Genomic DNA, 14,969 nt, shown 5'->3' with positions numbered 1-14,969 from the left:
ATATTACTGCTTTTTCAACAGCTTGGGATTGATCGTCTCGTCCGGATTGAGGAAACCGCCAGCGTAAAGAACGACGCGTTCGGTGCCATCAAGGCCTTGCTCGATAATCAGGCCGTTGGCGGTGACCGAACCGACCTTGACAGGGCGCTGCTTCACCTTGTTGTCTTTGCCGACAATATAGACAAAGCTGCCTTCGCGGCCTGTTTGGACAGCAGATTCAGGCAAGACGGGCGCCGTCATCGCGCCGGACTTGATTTCAACCGATGCAAAACCCCCTGGACGCAACGCCTTGTCAAATGTCAGGGCAACGCGCGCAATACCCTGGCGGCTTTGTGCATCAATCATCGGGGCAATTTGCCAGATGTTACCGGTAAACACGCGGTCGGTGCCAACGGGCGTTACCGAGGCTGGAACACCGACTGCTACTTGGGCAAGATCATTCTCGCTCAGCTTTGCCTGAAGTTCCAATTGGCCATCCTTGGCGATGCGGAACAAAATGCCGCTACCTGCCGAGACAGTTTGGCCAGTTTCTACATTGCGTTCAAGTACGTAGCCCGAAACGGGCGCGCGAACATCAAGCCGCGCATTGCGGGCGCGTGTTTCGGCAAGTTGCGCGTTGGCAACATTCACCCGGGCACGCGTCGCGTCGCGGGTAGCTGTTTTGCGGTCGACATCAGCCTTGGAGATAAATCCGCGCTCGACCAATTGTGCGGCGCGGTCGAGTTCATTCTGAGCGAGTTGGAGATCGGCGCGCGCCACACCAATTTGGGCTTCAAGCGCCGCTGCCTGTTGTGCTTGCACTGAACGGTCCACGCTCACGAGCACATCGCCTTGGCTTACCCAATCGCCCGCATCGACATAAACCTGAAGGACGCGTCCCCCTTCACCAACGACACCGACAGGAATTTCGCGGCGTGCAGCCAAAGTGCCGGTGGCATTGATCGCGCGCACTACGGTGTCGCGGCCCGGTGCAACTACGGTGACGGTTTGCGCCTGAGCTGCTTTCTCGGCGTCTGCCGACAGAGCAGCGGGATCACTGCTCTGTCCGAAGAAATAATATGCAGCGCCTGCGACGACCAAGATGGCGACGATAACCGCAGCGATAGTCAACCGTCGACGAGTGCGGTCCGGGACTTCCTCAAGCGCTTGGCCATTCAGCGTCCCGCTCATCGTTGTTTCGTAGTTCATACCGGAGTTCCAAATTCTGTCTGGAGCAAGCGCCTGCCGCCCATGAAGTTCATAGTGTCGCTGTGTTACCCTAATAAGTCACTCTTCGCAAGGCGCAGAACGTCACAGGGTGAAATGCAGTCGCAGGTATAGATTAAGCAAGATTGGAGTGCGCAACAATAAAGACTGACGCCTCATATGTTTCGACAAACGGCATGAAAGAAAAGCCACGCAGAGCAGGTCTACGTGGCTTTCTTATCTGTTGAGATAGAATAGCTTACCGCACACGTCCACGCTGAATAAGATTTAAGATCGCCAGCACGATGACGGCGCCTACAAAGGCAACGATGAGACCCGTGAGCGAAAATTCCTGCACACTGCCAACGATGCCGAAGCGATTGGCAATCAAATTGCCGACAACCGAGCCGACACATCCGGCTATGACATTGGCAATAATGCCCATGGAAGCGTCACGACCCATGACTTTACTTGCAAGCCAGCCAGCGATTCCGCCTACGATGATTGCGATAATCCAACCCATGAAGTTTGCTCCTATATTACGCCATCCGGAGATGCCCCGGCGATGCAAATGATAATGAAAAGCGCGTAAATTGCCAGACAGCAACAGTATGTTTTGATGATTTTTCGAAAAACACGGCTGCGCAAAAGAAAAACCCCGCACGAGGCGGGGTAATTTCTCACTTTATCAGCAATAAAGTGGCGATCAATATTTCTGCTGACGTTCGTACAGATCACGATAATGCTGGATGCGCGTTACCCGAAGTCCGGGCATTCCTGACCTGTCGACCGCCCGTTGCCACGACGCAAACTCCTCAAGCGTCAGGCTATACCGTTCGCAGACGTCGTTGATCGAGAGCAGCCCGCCATTTACGGCGGCGACGACTTCGGCCTTGCGACGGACAACCCACCGCGTCGTGCCAGGAGGTGGTAAGCTATCGAGCGTGAGTGGTTCGCCCAATGGGCCTATAACCTGCGACGGGCGGAATTTCTGATTTTCAATCATGATTGTTTTTTGCTCCATGCCCCGCAAGGTTCGAATCTGTTCCTGTTCCGAAAGCAGATAGCTCATCGTATTTGATATTCACTGAACCGGATTGGTAAACAGGATCTTCATTCATTTTTGGTGTTTCCGGTTTCTGCCAGAACGCGCCCCGCACTGCGATGTCGGCATCGGGATCCGCCACAAAACAGTGAATGCGCGCTGCCAGATCATCGCCATCGGCCGCGTCTCCATTTTCTGCGCGGTTCAGCGCACGCACGGTGCGGCTTTTTGCCTGCCGCGCCCGTGCTGCATCCAAAACAGACCTGCGGGTGTCCGATGTCGTCTCCGCAAATGTGCGTAACGCGTGATGGGGAAAGCTCATTTCCATGACGCTGTCCTACCGTCATAAATTCTAATATGAGGTAAAGGTGCCGTTCAATTGGTGTTAGGTGATATTAACATCTGTTATCCTTTGGCGACCTCGTAAAGTTGGACCAGTTGGCGGAAGTAATTCAGATAACTAGCAATTTGTGATTAAAGTTTATAAGGACGCGGTCGTATGACTCCTGGGATTTATGATTCAGATTTTCAACTTGGCGCTGATTTAAGCGGCAAGCGAATCGTCGTGGCGATGTCGGGAGGGGTTGATTCGTCAGTCGTGGCGGCGCTCGCCGCACGCACTGGGGCGGAAACGATTGGCGTTACTTTACAGCTTTATGACCATGGCAGCGCGGTCAAGCGCGCCGGTGCATGCTGCGCGGGGCAGGATATTCGCGACGCACGCGCAGTCGCCGACAAGCTTGGCATTGCACATTATGTTTTCGACCATGAAAGCCGGTTTCGCGAATCGGTCATCGACCATTTTGCTGATGAATATATGGCCGGGCGCACGCCAATTCCCTGCGTTCGATGTAACATGGGCGTCAAGTTCACCGACCTGTTCCGGCTTGCGCGCGAACTCGGTGCCGACTGCCTTGCGACTGGCCATTATGTACGCCGCGTGGAAGGCGCCGAAGGCGCGGAGCTTCACCGGGCCGCTGACCCTGCGCGCGACCAGAGCTATTTCCTGTTTGCCACAACGCAAAGCCAACTCAATTATCTTCGCTTTCCATTGGGCGGGATGCCAAAGCCCCAAGTGCGTGCCATTGCGCAGGAGCTGGGGTTGATTGTGGCCATGAAGCCCGACAGCCAGGACATTTGCTTTGTGCCGGACGGTGACTATGCAAGCATCGTGCGCAAAATCCGTCCTGATGCGGAAATCGGCGGTGAAATCGTGCATTTGGATGGCCGGAAGCTTGGCCAGCATAAAGGCCTGATCCACTACACCGTTGGTCAGCGAAAGGGTCTTGAAGTCGGAGGGCAGCCGGTACCCTTATATGTGATCCGGCTCGATCCGATAAATCAGCACGTAATCGTCGGGCCACGTGAGGCGCTTGCGGTCGAAGGTGCGCGTATCACTGATGCCAACTGGCTTGCAGAGTTCGGTGACCGACCCGTTATGGCTAAAGTGCGGTCAATGTCCCGCCCTGTAGCTGCGCGGCTTGACGGCGACTGGTTGCGCTTTGACTCGCCAGAATATGGGGTAGCGCCGGGGCAGGCGGCCGTATTGTATGACGGCGACCGCGTTCTTGGCGGAGGGTGGATCGAGGAGACCTTAAAAGTGGAGCTGGCCACCGCGGCGTAAATGCGTACACTGATTAAGGGGGGATTTCGGAATGCATCTGGGTGAAGCACAGCGAGACATGCGCAGGGCCCATGTCAACGGCGGCGCAGGGATATTCGTTTCCGGCCTGGTTTGGGCCATAGCCGGCCTGGTGACGCTAAATGTCGACATATTTGCTGGCATGGCGACGTTGTTTTTCGGCGGGATGGCGATTCATCCCCTGTCGGTGCTGATCGCAAGGCGCGTATACCAGCGCGGCAAGCCGCGCTCGCCAAATCCGTTGGAGATGCTTGCGCTGCAATCCACGGCATTTCTCATAATCGGGCTGGTTATCGCATATCTCGTTAGCGACACGCATCAGGACTGGTTTTTCCCGATTGTGCTGCTCACGGTCGGGGCACGCTATCTTGTATTCCAGACGATTTATGGCATGCGCTTGTATCTGGTGCTTGGCGTGATCCTGATTGCTGTTGCAGCCTTTGCAATCTGGCTGGGCATCACGCCTGCATTTGTTGCTTTAACGGGCGGCGGAATCGAGTTGTTGTGCGCGGCAATCATGCTCGTCCCTGCGAAGCGTTAGCCTATAGCGCCTCGATTTCCGCTTCGTTCAATTGAATGCATCCAAATGCACCGCGCCGTTCGGCAACAGCTTCGGCCATAAAAGGCACAGACGCATAGACGCGGTTATTTTCAGGATCATCACGCAGCCGCACAATTTCCATGCCGTCTTCCTTGTCGGTTTCACATGATGCCATGTCACGACCCTCGATATAGCGGCAGGAACAGATGACATGCGCGCCATAAGCGGCACCGACACGCGCCTGACCTTTGATGCTGTTCCAGTTCCATAGCAACCATAAGGCTGCGATCATGACCACGACCACTGCAACGATCTTGAGCTTCCTGAAACTCCGGGGGGATCCTTTTGTACTTTCGGTCGAAGTTGCGGTTGCCATGGGCCCTCCATCTGGTGCATCGAAGCTTGCAATGCCTAGAAACAAATTCCGTCCCGCCGCAACCGCTTTCTGCGCAATGGCTGCCGTTGCCCTTGCTGGATGTGCCGCCGAGCCGCCCGCCAAACCTGCGGGGCCTGGCTTTACGATGACCGTCGACGACGCGTCTGTGAGCAAGGAAAAGATCGAAGCTGCGATTGCCCCGTTTTTTGAAGATCCGGCATTGGCCGAAACCCGCGCTTTGGTTGTTATGCGCGGCGGCCGAGTGGTTGCCGAGCGCTACGCCCCAGGTTATGGGCCCGATAGCAAGCTCATCAGCTGGTCGATGGCCAAAAGCGTAACCGCGGTATTGGTCGGTATGATGGTCGCGGACGGCCGGCTTGCACTAGATGAACCCGCGATCGTTCCCGAATGGCAAACACCACGTGACGGGCGCGCCAAAATCACGCTTCGCCATCTGCTGCACATGTCATCGGGACTTGACCACACGGAAATGGCGGAAGGCAGTGTCGAGATTTTCGATGCGGATACGCCGCGCATGCTCTTCCTTGATGGACGGGAAAATGTGGCCCGTTATGCCGAAACCAGGCCTTTGGAGGCAATCCCGGGGAAAAAATTCGAATATAGCACTGCGACCAGCCATATCCTCGTCGACATCATGACTCGCTCTCTCACGAACAGCAAAGATCCCGCCGAGCGCCGGGACGCCATGTTGGAATATGCACGCGGTCGCCTGTTCGAACCGCTGGGCATGACGAGCGCAACGCCTGAATTCGACCGGCACGGAACGATGCTTGGGGGGAGCTTGATCCACGCCACCGCGCGCGACTGGGCAAAGTTCGGTGAATTTTTACGCAATAATGGCTCGGTTCGCGCTGCACAAATGATGCCGACAAGCTGGATGCGCTTTATGAAGGCGCAAAGCAAAACAGACAAAAGCTACGGCGCGCATCTTTGGTTAAACCATAAGCGCGACGATGGCCGCGATCAGGTGCTGTTTCCTGGCAAGGCACCGTCAAACGTATTTGCGGCGCTGGGACATTTGGGGCAGTTTGTCGTCGTTTCGCCGCAACACCGGCTGACCATCGTGCGGCTTGGTAATACCCAAGATGACCGGTTGGATCCAGTCAATGACCAGCTGGCAAAATTGATATCGATTTTTCCCAAGCAATGAATGTCTGAGTAAAAATTACAGCTTGGCTACCTGAGCGTCTTCGCCGAGATCTTCAAACCAAGCCTCAACAGGGCCGCTCAGCTTGATCAACAACGGGTTGCCCTTGCGGTCGCGGGCCTTGCCAGCCTGAACCTTGATCCAGCCTTCGGAAATGCAATATTCCTCAACGGTGGTGCGAATTTCGCCTTTAAACCGGATGCCAATACCGCGCGATAGCAGGTCGCCGTCGAAATGTGGGCTCATCGGATTGATGGACAGGTGATCGGGCGGGGTGTCTGTGCCCGCGATATTGCTCTCTTGTGTCATGTCGGGCGCTTTGCCGCAAAGCATAGCACTTGGCAATATGGTGTGGGCAGTGCAGGGGGTGCAAAATGGCAGACGCAAACACCTATGACGTTATAATCCTTGGCGCTGGCGGCGCTGGGCTAATGTGTGCCCTGACCGCTGGACAGCGTGGCAAGCGTGTTCTGGTCATCGACCACGCGACCGGACCGGGTAAGAAAATCCTGATTTCAGGCGGTGGACGGTGCAATTTTACAAACGTTAATGCGACGACGACGCATGCGCAGGAACGTTATTTGTCGGCCAATCCGCATTTTTCAAAGTCGGCGCTCGGACGGTACACGCCGCAGGATTTTATCGCTTTGGTAACCGCGCATGACATCGCCTTTCATGAAAAGACACTCGGGCAATTGTTCTGCGACGGGTCTGCGCGACAGATTGTGGCCATGTTGATGGCGGAGTGCGAGAAGTCTGCGACATTTGGCGGGCGCGTAGACTTTGTGTTCGATGCGCCAGTAAGGGAGGTATCGCATGATGGCATCGACTATCATGTAACGTATAATGGCGTGCACGCGCGTGGCGGTGCGCTGGTGGTTGCAACCGGGGGTCCAAGCATTCCCAAAATGGGTGCAACTGCCTTTGCCTATGACCTTGCGCGGCAGTTCGGACTAAAGGTGGTCGAACCGCGCCCGGCATTGGTGCCGCTGACGCTCGGCGGTGATGATGTCCTGTTCCGCGAATTGTCCGGCGTTTCTGCCGAAGTGGTCGCCAAACATGGAAAGGCGACCTTCCGCGAAGCTGCATTGTTCACCCACCGGGGACTGAGCGGCCCTGCTGTGCTTCAGATCAGCAGTTATTGGAGGCCGGGCGACCAGGTGGAGATTGATTTTTTGCCATCGCAGGATGCCACTCAACTGTTAATGTCCGAGAAACGCACACGGCCCCGTGCGACGCTGCGATCAACGCTGGACCGGGTGCTGCCCGCCCGGCTGGCGGAGGCACTTTCGACCAAGCTTGCGCTGAGCGGCAATCTAGCAGACCAGAGCGACCGGAAATTGGCCGAAGCCGGCGCGTTGCTCGATAGCTGGCCGTTTATGCCCAACGGCAGTGAAGGCTACGCCAAGGCGGAGGTGACGCTTGGCGGGATCAGCACCGATGGCCTGTCGCAAAAGACGATGGAAGCAAAGAAGACGCCCCGGCTGTTCTATGTGGGCGAGGCGGTGGACGTTACAGGCTGGCTTGGTGGCTACAATTTTCAGTGGGCTTGGGCCAGCGGCGTTGCGGCGGGGGAAGCCATATAATGCAGCCTCTGGTGCCATCTTCAATGTGGCAAGAACGACGCAGTTACATTTTAAATGTCGTTTAATGCATCTAAATAGGGTTTGTGGCGTTTTTCGGTTGGTGACAACAACTGAAAAGGACAACACCTATGAAAATCTCCCGCATTTTATTGATTAGCGCCGCATCATTTGCGTCGTTTGCGACCCCAGCTTACGCCCAGTCAGCAGACGAAGAATGGGAAGGCGCGTATATCGGCGGCTCGTTCGGTCTTGGCGCTCAAAGCAACGATCGCAACGAAAATGTCCAGTTCGATACGAACCTCGATGGCGCGTTCGACAATAATGTAAACACACTGGCTGGCGCAAATGCGTTTTCACCTGGTTTCTGTGGTGGCCGCGCGACGGGCAATTCGGCTGCTGGTGGCTGCCGTGGTGACAAAGACGGCTATGATTACAACATCCGCGCCGGATATGACGTGCAGACAGGCAACATCGTTTACGGTTTCGTACTCGAAGGCGGCAAGAATGAATCGCGTGATAGCGTAACCGCTTTCAGTTCAACGCCTGCGGCATACACCTTTACCCGCGAAATCGATTATGCAGGGCAAGCACGTGCACGCGTAGGTTATGCTGCGCGTGGTGCCTTGTTCTATGCAACCGGCGGTGCGGCATATGCCAAAATCAAGAACAGCTTTTCGACCACCAATGGCGCAAACAGCTTCACCGATAATGGCAATTCGAAAAGCTGGGGCTATTCTTATGGCGGCGGCACCGAGGTGAAAGTTGCACGCAATTTCTCGCTTGGGCTCGAATATCTCTACACCAACTTCGTCGATGACGATTATGTCGTGTCGGTGGGCCGTGGAACCGCAGCTGCAACCAACCCGTTCTTGCTCGTCAACCCGCAGGGCACGGACATGCGTCGCGGCGACAGCGATTTCGACATGCACAATATCCGTCTGACGGCGGCATTCCGATTCTAATTTGACCCGGGTCGCACCCTAAAAAAAAGGGCGCCGGAAACGGCGCCCTTTTTGCTTTATGCGGCCTGCTTGGCGCGTGACGCTTTTTTCCGTTCGTTCGGGTCGAGCAATCGCTTGCGCAAGCGGATATTTTTTGGCGTGACCTCAACCATTTCATCGTCGTCGATGTACGCAATGGCTTGCTCAAGCGTCAGGCGCTTTGGCGGCGTCAGGCGGATGGCATCGTCCTTGCCGGTCGAACGGAAGTTCGTCAGCTGCTTTGACTTCATCGGATTGACTTCGAGGTCGTCAGGCTTGGCATTTTCACCAATGATCATGCCTTCGTACAAGGCTTCGCCCGGAGAGACCATCAGGATGCCACGTTCTTCCAATGGTCCAAGCGCATAGGCAACCGCCTCGCCAGCGCCATTGGAAATCAGAACGCCATTTTTGCGGCCTTCGATTGTGCCGCGGTGCGGACCATATTTTTCGAACAACCGGTTCATGATACCCGTGCCGCGCGTGTCGGACAGGAATTCGCCGTGGTACCCGATCAGGCCGCGTGAAGGGGCGCTGAAGGTGATGCGGGTCTTGCCGCCACCCGAGGGCCGCATGTCGGTCATGTCGCCCTTACGGACAGCCATCTTTTCGACCACAGTTCCTGCATATTCGTCATCAACGTCGATAACGACGGTTTCATAGGGCTCGGTTGGTTTGCCATTATCGTCTTCGCGGAACAGCACCCGTGGGCGGCTGATGCCGAGTTCAAAACCCTCACGGCGCATTGTTTCGATCAGAACACCCAATTGAAGCTCACCGCGTCCAGCCACTTCAAAGCTGTCCTTGTCGGCAGCTTCGGTAATGCGCACCGCGACATTGCTTTCGGCTTCACGCATCAAGCGGTCCCGAATCATGCGGCTTGTGACCTTAGTGCCTTCGCGGCCAGCCATTGGGCTGTCGTTGACGGAAAAGCGCATGGACAGGGTTGGCGGATCGATGGGTTGCGCCTGAAGCGGTTCGGTAACCGTTGGCTCGGCAATCGTGTCAGCAACAGTCGCGGTCGTCATACCGGCAATGGAAATAATATCGCCAGCCTTTGCCTCGTCCACAGGAACGCGCTCAAGCCCACGGAAGGACATGATTTTTGAAGCGCGGCCAGTTTCGACGATCTTGCCGTCAGGGTTCAGCGCGTGGATCTGCTGGTTCACCTTTACGGTGCCTGACAAAACAAGTCCGGTTAGAATTCGACCAAGGAAGTTGTCGCGGTCGAGCAGCGTTACAAGCATTTTGAATTCGCCGTCGACGTCAGCTTTTGGCTCGCGCACATGGCTGACGATGGTTTCGAACATCGGGGTCAGCGTACCTTCGCGTGCGCTCGGATCAATCGACGCATAGCCGTTGCGGCCAGATGCATAAAGCACAGGGAAATCAAGCTGCTCATCCGTTGCATCAAGCGATACGAACAGGTCGAACACTTCGTCCAACACTTCCTGAATGCGTTCATCAGGCCGGTCAACCTTGTTGACGACAACGATTGGGCGCAAGCCCAAAGCAAGCGCCTTACCAGTCACAAACTTCGTTTGTGGCATGGCACCTTCCGAAGAATCGACAAGAAGAATAACGCCGTCGACCATCGACAGGATGCGCTCCACTTCGCCGCCGAAATCGGCGTGTCCTGGCGTATCAACGATGTTGATGCGCGTTTTTTCGCCCTTGTGATCGTCCCATTCAACCGATGTGCACTTCGCAAGGATGGTAATCCCGCGTTCTTTTTCGAGGTCGTTCGAATCCATCGCGCGCTCTTCGATGCGCTGATTGTCGCGGAATGTGCCCGACTGACGAAAAAGTTGGTCAACAAGGGTGGTTTTGCCGTGATCGACGTGCGCGATGATGGCGATGTTACGCAATGACATTTGGAAATGGGCCTTTTGGAAGGTCTTCATAGCAGCCACATGCCACCAGATTCTCGCGCGCCTTTAACCCAATATGTGCTGCGGCGCAACATCGCTGGTGTTGCATTAGGTGATTGCAACGGTCAAAGCGCGGTGATGTTCGCTCGTATCTTCGCTGACCGGTTCGTCCTTCTGCTGCTCGCAACGATTTTGTTGGCGAGCTTCCTGCCGGTTCGGGGAAGCGGGGCTGAAGTTGCCCAGATGATTTCCTCAGGCGCGATTTTCCTGTTGTTCTTCCTCAACGGTGTGCGGTTGCCACGGCATGAGGTCATAAATGGAGTTCGCAACTGGCGGCTTCAGGGGGCGATTTTTCTGTTTGTATTTGGGGTGATGTCCGCAGTTGGACTCATACTGTCGCATATTTTCGACAACATCCTGCCGGCAACGCTTGCGCTTGGATTGCTTTTTACCGGCATCCTGCCCTCCACAGTGCAGTCGGCGGCGGCGTACACTGCGCTTGCCAAGGGCAATGTGGCGGCATCGGTCGTTGCAGCGGCGTTGGTCAACCTGATCGGTGTAGTGCTTTCCCCTTTGCTTTTTGCATTGTTGGCGCATGTCGGGGAAGCTAACATCAACGGCCAAGCCGTAGGCCGGATTGCGCTCATCCTGCTTTTGCCCTTTGTTCTGGGTCAGATCATGCAGCGCTGGTTCAAACCATGGGTCGACAGCCACAAGGACCTTGCGACATGGATGGACCGCATTTCAATTGCCATTGCCGTTTATGTTGCGTTTTCAGGCGCAGTCGTCGCGGGCATCTGGAGCATCGTGCGTGGCGATGAACTTGCTTGGCTTGCGCTTGCCTTATCCGTCATGTTGCTCGTCGGCTTCGGTGGCGCGTGGGTGCTTGGCGGCATGATGAAACTGCCACGAGGCGACAGGATTACGATGCTGTTTTCCGGCGGGCAGAAAAGCATCGCCATCGGTGCGCCGCTCGCCGCAACGATATTCCCGCCAGCGATTGCAGGAATGGTGCTGTTACCGACGCTGGCCTATCATATGGCGCAGCTGATATTGTCTGCTCCGCTGGCGACGCATTTGGCGAGCGAGACCTCCCAGCACAATAATCTGTCATCCCCTACTTGATCGGGGATCCTTGGTTTCATTTTTCAGTCTTTGCCGAAGGGTGAGACCATGAATTCCCGCGTTCGCGGCAATGACAATTGGGTTTATAGCGATCGCAGCGCCTCAGAAGGCCGTGCGGCCAAAATCGGGAGTGATCCAACGATGCCAAGCACAAAAGTCAGTCCAGCGCCGCCGACCAACGTGAGTGCTAACACTTCATAATCCGGCACGAAGCTGAAGTCGAAAATCTGGACGACCACATAATAAGCCGCGGACATGCCAAGCAGCAACGAAACCAAACCAAGCACGATGGCCAATATGCCATATTCCATGGCCTGCGCGCCCAAAATCTGCCCCCTTGTGCTGCCCAGCATCTTCATGATCACGCTGTCATAGACGCGCGACTGGCGGGCTGCGGCTATGGCACCGACAAGCACCGCGATGCCTGCCAATATCGCAATGGACGCAGCCGCCGCGATGGCCTGCGCCATTTGGGTCAGCAAAACGGTAATTTGCGAAGTCACCTCGCCAACTTCGATGAGCGAGGATGACGGAAATGTCGGGGGGATTGATTTTGCCAATATGCGCTCTGCTGGCTTGGACACCGTCAGCGTGGCCACCATATTGTGCGGCGCGGCGTCGAGGCTGCCGGGCGAAAATACCATGACGTAATTGAGGCCGAAATTATCCCATTTGACCGTGCGCAATGATGCTATTTTGGCAGGGACCTCGACACCAAGGAGGCTAACCGTCAGGGTATCGCCGACATTGAGGCCAAGGGTTTTGGCAACCTCGGCTTCCAGGCTGACGAGGGCAGGGCCTGTGTAATTGGCCGGCCACCATTTGCCAGCGACAATCTCGCTGCCTTTGGGAAGTTCCTTGCTGTAGGTGAGCCCGCGGTCTCCGTTGAGCACCCATGCGCCCTCGGGCAGTTCTTCAAGCTGGTCAACGCGCTGTCCGCCGTATTCGATGATAGTACCGCGCAAGGCGGGGATCATGTTTATGGTCGCCTTGGGATCGGCATCGCGGACCATTTGCGTGAACTGAGCCGCCCCGTCGCGCGGAATGTCGAGAGCAAAGAAGCTTGGGGCCCGGTCGGGCACGCTGTTCTTGATTTCGTTATTGATGCTGGTCTGAATGGCGGCGAGCGTCACGAATAAGGTAAGGCCTAATCCAAGCGCCACCACCAACGCCTGGGTCTGCGCGCCCGGCCGGTGCAGGTTTGCAAGTGCAAGCCGAGGCAGTGGGGCCTTTGGCCGTGGAATCCGAAGTGCAATGGCGCGCAGCAGCCACGCAATTCCCGTCAGCAACAGCAAAAGGCCAAATGCCGCACCGATAAACGCCAGCGAAAACAGTGGCTCGCGTGCGGTGAGCACAGCTAGGGCGATGATCGCAAGGATTGCAGACAACACCCACGCCGTGCTGCGCCGGTCGATCCGCGCATTGCCCTCGACGATTGCGCGAAACAGTCCGGCGGCGGGGACGGTGCGCGCACGTGCCAACGGGGGCAGCGCAAACGCGACGGCGATCAGCAGCCCATAAATCGCACTGACGAGCAGTGGCAACGGGTGCAGATTGAAGCCCGGCGCGACAGGAAGGATGTCACCAGCAACCCAGCCAATAACCGTCGGCATGACGCTGCCTACCGCGAGTCCGGCGATGATCGCGCCTGTGGCAACGGTCAGGATTTGAAGCATGTAGATCCGGAAAATCGTTCCGCTGTCGGCGCCTGTCACTTTCAACGTGGCAATGCTTGCGCGCTTGCTGGCGAGGTAGCTGCTGACGCCATTACCGACGCCGATGCCGGCAATGACCAAGGAGGCTAGGCCGACGAGTGTCAGGAACTGTCCCATACGTTCGATGAAACGCCGCGTTCCCGGCGCGCCATTTGACCGGTCGGTGATGTCCCAACCAGCGGACGGAAACTGCGCCTCAAGCGCTTTTGCGACGGCGGCGGCGTCTTGGGTTGGGCCCAGTTTGATGCGGTATTTTGCCTCATACATGCTGCCCGGCTGAATAAGGCCAGTGTCGGGCAATGAAGCCATGTTTATGATCGCCACTGGGCCAAGTGTAAAACCTTCGCCTAGGCGGTCGGGCTCCTGGTCAATGATGCCAGCAACCTTGAATCGGGCCTCGCCAAAGCGAACGGTGCCACCGTTTTCAATATCGAGCCGTTCCGACAAGGTTCGTCCGATGTAGATTTCGCCTTTCGCGGGCGCCTTGACACTGCCGCCGTTGCGCAAGGTTAGCGCACCATAATGGGGGTAGATGCCGTCAATGGCTTTTAGCTCGGCGAGCAGGCTGTCGCTGTCGGGTTCAGCGCCAATCGCCATTGCACGCAAGCGGATCGTTTCCGAAACGATGCCTGCTTTGCGCAGTGCGACCATTTCGGCGTTTGATGCCGCACGTTGCGCAATGCCAATTTCCACGTCCCCGCCAAGGATTGTCTGGCCACGTCGAGATAGCTCGTCTGCAATCCCGGCGGTCAGGCTGCCGATGGCCGCCAAAGTTGCAACGCCAAGAAACAGGCAAATCGCAAGCAATCGGAGCCCGCGAATACGCGCGGACAAATCGCGGCGCGATATGCGCCATATGGCGGCGAGGGGGAGCGTCATCCAAATCCTCCCCGGTACGGGGAGGGGGACCGCGCGCAGCGTGGTGGAGGGGGCAATTGGCGCGGCGAAAGGCTCAAACCCCCCTTCGTCAGCGCATCGCGCTGCCACCTCCCCGAATCGGGGAGGATTTTAAATTCTTGGCTCAAGCTGCGGTCTCCACAACATGGCCGTCATGCATCGAAATCACGCGATCACATTTGCGGGCAAGTTCCGGGTCGTGCGTGATGATGAGTAACGTCGCCCCCAAGGCCGCACGGCGCTCGAACAGCAGGTCAATTATCGATGTGCCAGTTGAACCGTCAAGGTTGCCGGTTGGTTCATCGGCAAAGATGATCTTCGGCCCGGCGGCCATGGCACGGGCGATGGCAACACGTTGTTGCTCACCACCCGACAATTGCGAGGGATAATGCGTCAGCCGGTGGCCAAGTCCGACCGCCTCAAGTTCGCTTTGCGCCCTTCCGAAGGGATCCGCTATACCCGCCAGTTCAAGCGGAATCGCGACATTCTCAAGCGCCGTCATCGTCGGTAACAGATGAAATGCCTGAAGCACGATCCCGATACGGCCCCGCCGTGCACGCGCCAGTTCGTCCTCGTCCAGCTTGGTAAAATCGAGGCCGTCGACCAGCACAGTTCCGCCGCTCGCTTGTTCCAATCCTGCAAGCACCGCCATCAATGATGATTTACCAGAGCCGGAGGGCCCAAGCAAAGCAACGCTGCTGTCGTAAGGCACCGCAAGGTCGACACCGCGTAGAATTGACACCGATGCGTCGTTGCTACCAAGGCTTAGGGTGACATTTGCTGCACGGATTGCCATATCCGCATGTATGTTGACCGGAGCGTGCAAGGAAAAGTCCTT

The 14,969-nt window shown here is 56.6% G+C and carries 15 protein-coding genes; 6 read left to right on the top strand and 9 right to left on the bottom strand.

From position 1 onward, the window contains the following. Window positions 1-3: 3 nt before the first annotated feature. The 4 genes from ACLL9E_RS08550 to ACLL9E_RS08535 form a co-directional block, all read right to left on the bottom strand. Window positions 4-1,188, bottom strand: coding sequence for an efflux RND transporter periplasmic adaptor subunit (locus tag ACLL9E_RS08550; RefSeq protein ID WP_411291317.1), 1,185 nt, complete (start codon window positions 1,186-1,188; stop codon window positions 4-6). 256 nt (window positions 1,189-1,444) lie between these two features. Next, complete coding sequence (locus tag ACLL9E_RS08545) at window positions 1,445-1,708, bottom strand: GlsB/YeaQ/YmgE family stress response membrane protein (protein ID WP_411291316.1); 264 nt, start codon at window positions 1,706-1,708, stop codon at window positions 1,445-1,447. A 183-nt stretch (window positions 1,709-1,891) separates the two neighbouring features. After that, on the bottom strand, window positions 1,892-2,191 hold the full coding sequence (locus tag ACLL9E_RS08540) for a DUF1153 domain-containing protein (RefSeq protein ID WP_409645787.1): 300 nt from the start codon (window positions 2,189-2,191) through the stop codon (window positions 1,892-1,894). Next, on the bottom strand, window positions 2,184-2,558 hold the full coding sequence (locus ACLL9E_RS08535; protein ID WP_411291315.1) for a hypothetical protein: 375 nt from the start codon (window positions 2,556-2,558) through the stop codon (window positions 2,184-2,186). The genes ACLL9E_RS08540 and ACLL9E_RS08535 overlap by 8 nt, the downstream gene beginning before the upstream one ends. A gap of 171 nt (window positions 2,559-2,729) precedes the next feature. On the opposite strand from ACLL9E_RS08535, the gene mnmA reads away from it, so the two are divergent. Together mnmA and ACLL9E_RS08525 are read left to right on the top strand one after the other, a co-directional pair. Continuing rightward, window positions 2,730-3,854: a tRNA 2-thiouridine(34) synthase MnmA gene (gene mnmA, locus ACLL9E_RS08530; protein ID WP_411291314.1), complete on the top strand. Its 1,125-nt coding sequence runs from the start codon at window positions 2,730-2,732 to the stop codon at window positions 3,852-3,854. A gap of 31 nt (window positions 3,855-3,885) precedes the next feature. Further along, complete coding sequence (locus ACLL9E_RS08525) at window positions 3,886-4,413, top strand: DUF7010 family protein (RefSeq protein ID WP_411291313.1); 528 nt, start codon at window positions 3,886-3,888, stop codon at window positions 4,411-4,413. A 1-nt stretch (window position 4,414) separates the two neighbouring features. Here ACLL9E_RS08525 and ACLL9E_RS08520 read toward each other — a convergent pair whose 3' ends face one another. After that, window positions 4,415-4,705 (bottom strand): hypothetical protein, encoded by a 291-nt coding sequence (locus ACLL9E_RS08520; RefSeq protein ID WP_411291312.1) that lies wholly within the window; start codon window positions 4,703-4,705, stop codon window positions 4,415-4,417. On the opposite strand from ACLL9E_RS08520, the gene ACLL9E_RS08515 reads away from it, so the two are divergent. Beyond that, window positions 4,704-5,960, top strand: coding sequence for a serine hydrolase domain-containing protein (locus ACLL9E_RS08515; protein ID WP_411291311.1), 1,257 nt, complete (start codon window positions 4,704-4,706; stop codon window positions 5,958-5,960). The genes ACLL9E_RS08520 and ACLL9E_RS08515 overlap by 2 nt on opposite strands. A gap of 15 nt (window positions 5,961-5,975) precedes the next feature. Here the strand turns inward: ACLL9E_RS08515 and ACLL9E_RS08510 are convergent, their stop codons facing one another. Continuing rightward, window positions 5,976-6,266 carry a DUF3297 family protein gene (locus tag ACLL9E_RS08510; protein WP_411291310.1) on the bottom strand — a complete coding sequence of 97 codons (291 nt, stop codon included), beginning with the start codon at window positions 6,264-6,266 and terminating at the stop codon, window positions 5,976-5,978. A gap of 65 nt (window positions 6,267-6,331) precedes the next feature. Here ACLL9E_RS08510 and ACLL9E_RS08505 point away from each other — a divergent pair, with 65 nt between their 5' ends. Both ACLL9E_RS08505 and ACLL9E_RS08500 read left to right on the top strand, forming a co-directional pair. Continuing rightward, a complete protein-coding gene (locus tag ACLL9E_RS08505) occupies window positions 6,332-7,543 on the top strand; it encodes an NAD(P)/FAD-dependent oxidoreductase (RefSeq protein ID WP_411291309.1) in 1,212 nt (403 codons plus the stop codon). 128 nt (window positions 7,544-7,671) lie between these two features. Next, window positions 7,672-8,505 carry an outer membrane protein gene (locus ACLL9E_RS08500; RefSeq protein ID WP_411291308.1) on the top strand — a complete coding sequence of 278 codons (834 nt, stop codon included), beginning with the start codon at window positions 7,672-7,674 and terminating at the stop codon, window positions 8,503-8,505. A gap of 56 nt (window positions 8,506-8,561) precedes the next feature. Here ACLL9E_RS08500 and typA read toward each other — a convergent pair whose 3' ends face one another. After that, window positions 8,562-10,397 carry a translational GTPase TypA gene (gene typA / locus ACLL9E_RS08495; protein ID WP_411291307.1) on the bottom strand — a complete coding sequence of 612 codons (1,836 nt, stop codon included), beginning with the start codon at window positions 10,395-10,397 and terminating at the stop codon, window positions 8,562-8,564. 39 nt (window positions 10,398-10,436) lie between these two features. Between typA and ACLL9E_RS08490 the strand changes: the two genes are divergently transcribed. After that, complete coding sequence (locus ACLL9E_RS08490) at window positions 10,437-11,519, top strand: bile acid:sodium symporter family protein (protein WP_411291306.1); 1,083 nt, start codon at window positions 10,437-10,439, stop codon at window positions 11,517-11,519. Window positions 11,520-11,602: 83 nt separating this feature from the next. On the opposite strand, the gene ACLL9E_RS08485 is transcribed toward ACLL9E_RS08490, so the two are convergent. Beyond that, window positions 11,603-14,113 (bottom strand): ABC transporter permease, encoded by a 2,511-nt coding sequence (locus ACLL9E_RS08485; protein ID WP_411291305.1) that lies wholly within the window; start codon window positions 14,111-14,113, stop codon window positions 11,603-11,605. 142 nt (window positions 14,114-14,255) lie between these two features. After that, window positions 14,256-14,927 (bottom strand): ABC transporter ATP-binding protein, encoded by a 672-nt coding sequence (locus ACLL9E_RS08480; protein ID WP_411291304.1) that lies wholly within the window; start codon window positions 14,925-14,927, stop codon window positions 14,256-14,258. Window positions 14,928-14,969: the final 42 nt, after the last annotated feature.

The organism is Sphingorhabdus sp. (assembly GCF_046596595.1).
Taxonomy (GTDB): Bacteria; Pseudomonadota; Alphaproteobacteria; order Sphingomonadales; family Sphingomonadaceae; genus Sphingorhabdus_B.
This window is presented reverse-complemented; position numbering and strand designations above follow the sequence as displayed.